Genomic DNA, 2,714 nt, shown 5'->3' with positions numbered 1-2,714 from the left:
CATGAGTCGCACCGGCGTCAGTGGGAAGTGCCTGCACCAGGCAGCCCCCGGTGTGGTGGCGAGCTGCCGCACCGCCCTGCACGGGCACGGCTAGCTGTACTGACCGGAGACGTTGATTGAGGGCAGGACGTTCCGATCGGCGCTCACGAAGCTGGGGTTGAGTGCCTTTCAGCCAGGTCTCTGGCGAGCTGTCTGATGCGTTCGCGGGCTGTCTCTGGGGTGAGTATCTCGATGTGGTCGCCGAACTGGAGGAGCTGACGCACTGACTCGATGTCGGGGTAGCGGACGACGACGGTGCACCAGCCGTTCTCCGCGTCGGAGATATCGTGGATGCGGTTGCCGAGGATGCGCCATGCCAGGTCGAGGCCATTTTCTGGCAGACGGACGGTCACGCTCACGCGACCTTGCCCCTCGGTACCTTCCTTTAATGCGGTCCATCTGGTGCGGAGGGTTTCGCCTGGTCGGAGAGCAGCGGGCGCGTCGAGTTGTTCGTAGGACGAGAGTCGTTCCAGAGCGAACAGTCGACCGTCCCCCTGGTCATCGGCGATGAGATACCAGCGGCCTGATTTCGCCACGATCCCGTACGGGTCGACCACCCGCGTTGAGGCCTGATTCTCGGCGCTGCGCCGGTACTGGATTCGCAGCCGTCGTCGGCGTCGCAGGGCCGAGGCTAGATCCGATACGTCGACCGCTGCCTCTGAGTCAGCAAACCACGCGGTGCTGTCCACCAGCACCAGGTCCGCCAGTTGCAGCAGGCTCGGCGACCCAGGTGCTACAGCCTGCCGGGCGGCTATCTTGCGCGCGGCCGACTCCCACACCGCAGACAGGCCCATACGCTCAAGTTGCGCGCTGTCCAAACCGGCTACGGAGAGGGCCTCCAGCTCTGGTGGTTCCAGATGGGATGCGTTGAGCCTTGCACTGGGGAGCAAGACGATCCCGCCGTTCCGCCCGCGTTCGGCATAGACAGGCACACCTGCTGTCGAGAGCGCCTCGACATCCCGCAGCACAGTCCGCCGAGACACTTCCAGACGCTCGGCGAGATCGGTGGTGGTGATGCGCTGACGGGTCTGCAGGAGCAGCAAGAGGTGCAACAGCCTCGAAGCCTTCATGCTGACTAATGTTCGCAGAAAAGGTGACAGGTTCTGTCGCGATGAGGCGATCAACTGGAGCGGTACCGAGACTTCAACGATCTGAGGAGCGCTCTATGCCCGCACCCAACCTGTTCCTGATCGGCGTCCGCGACGCCGAGGCCGCTACCGCCTTCTACAGCGACCTGTTCGAGATCGAACCGACCTTCATCAGTCCCCACTACGTAGCTTTCGAGGTTGCCCCCGGTGTCCTGTTCGCGCTGTGGACGGGCTACAGCGAGCAAGCGGTCCCGAGCACCCCTCGCACAAGCGAAGTCGGGCTGATGGTCTCCGGAGCAGCGACTGCGATTGACGAGATCTTCACGAGTTGGGTCTCGAAGGGAGTCCATGTCGTGGAGGAGCCGCACGACGCTGTCTTCGGCCGCACGTTTGTGATCACCGACCCCGACGGCAACCTCATCCGAGTCTCCCCGGTGGACTGATCTGCACGCCCCCCTACCCACACGTCTAGTTGTCGAAGGGCCGGCCACACACGATGGTCGGCCCTTCAGTCTGTCCAGGAGCTCAGAAATGTCACATCCGAACGCTGCCCTCACCCCGCGCCACCGTCTGAAAGTCGCGCGACTCGTCGTTGACGACGGCTGGCCCATCAGCGAAGTCGCGGCCCGATTCCAGGTGTCCTGGCCAACCGTAAAGCGCTGGGTCGACCGCTACCTTGCAGGTGAGTCCATGCAGGACCGATCCTCACGACCCCGGATATCGCCGAGCAAGACAACCATCACCGTGACGAAGAGGTGCGTCAACCTGCGACTGCGTCTGCGAGAAGGGCCGGTCCAGCTCGCCGCGAGACTCGACATCGCCCCGTCGACAGTGCACCGAATCCTGCGATCAGCCCGACTGAACCGACTTGCCTACGTCGATCGCGCGACTGGTGAACCCGTCCGGCGGTATGAGCACGACCACCCGGGATCGCTGGTGCACGTGGACGTGAAGAAGCTCGGGAACATTCCCGATGGCGGCGGTTGGCGCTACGTCGGCCGCCGCCAAGGCGAGAAGCACCGCGTCGCGACTCCGGGCAAGTCACGCAACGCCTACGGCGGCCCGAAGCTCGGATACGCGTTTGTGCACACCGTCATCGACGACCACTCTCGCGTCGCCTACACCGAGGTCCACAATGACGAGACGGCCATGACCGCAGTCAGCGTGCTGCATCGCGCGGTGGAGTGGTTCGCCGAGCGCGGCGTCACCATCGAGAGGGTGCTCTCGGACAACGGCGGCGCCTACCGGTCCTACTTGTGGCGCGACACGTGCGACGCCCTCTCGATCACGCCGAAGTTCACGCGCCCTTACCGTCCGCAGACCAACGGCAAGGTCGAGCGCTTCCACCGCACCATGGCCGACGGCTGGGCCTACGCCCGCTGCTACACCAGCGAGCAACAACGCCGAGACGCTCTGCCACCGTGGCTGCACCAGTACAACCAGCACCGTCCGCACACCGCTTGCGGCAACCAGCCCCCGTTCTCACGATTGATCAACGTCCCCGACCAGTACAGCTAGCGACCTTCCGCGGTTACCGCCCGGGGCGATCCCGTACCGCTTCCCCGCCGTGCTTCTGCGCCCCCTCGT

The 2,714-nt window shown here is 64.6% G+C and carries 3 protein-coding genes; 2 read left to right on the top strand and 1 reads right to left on the bottom strand.

Annotated features, from left to right (window positions below; translation table 11 throughout):
• Positions 1-143: 143 nt before the first annotated feature.
• Positions 144-1,109, bottom strand: a complete 966-nt coding sequence (locus AB0D04_RS42555) for a WYL domain-containing protein (RefSeq protein ID WP_362712854.1) — start codon at positions 1,107-1,109, stop codon at positions 144-146.
• Positions 1,110-1,204: 95 nt separating this feature from the next.
• Here AB0D04_RS42555 and AB0D04_RS42550 point away from each other — a divergent pair, with 95 nt between their 5' ends.
• Together AB0D04_RS42550 and AB0D04_RS42545 are read left to right on the top strand one after the other, a co-directional pair.
• Positions 1,205-1,570, top strand: a complete 366-nt coding sequence (locus AB0D04_RS42550) for a VOC family protein (protein ID WP_030981285.1) — start codon at positions 1,205-1,207, stop codon at positions 1,568-1,570.
• 88 nt (positions 1,571-1,658) lie between these two features.
• The gene (locus AB0D04_RS42545) at positions 1,659-2,645 is read left to right on the top strand and encodes an IS481 family transposase (protein ID WP_362712852.1); all 987 of its coding nucleotides are present in this window, start codon (positions 1,659-1,661) and stop codon (positions 2,643-2,645) included.
• The last annotated feature ends 69 nt before the right edge of the window (positions 2,646-2,714 follow it).

Origin of the sequence: Streptomyces sp. NPDC048483, from assembly GCF_040651455.1 — a bacterium.
Lineage (GTDB): Bacteria > Actinomycetota > Actinomycetes > Streptomycetales > Streptomycetaceae > Streptomyces.
The sequence above is the reverse complement of the archived record's forward strand: the minus strand, read 5'-3'. Positions and strand labels throughout refer to the sequence as shown.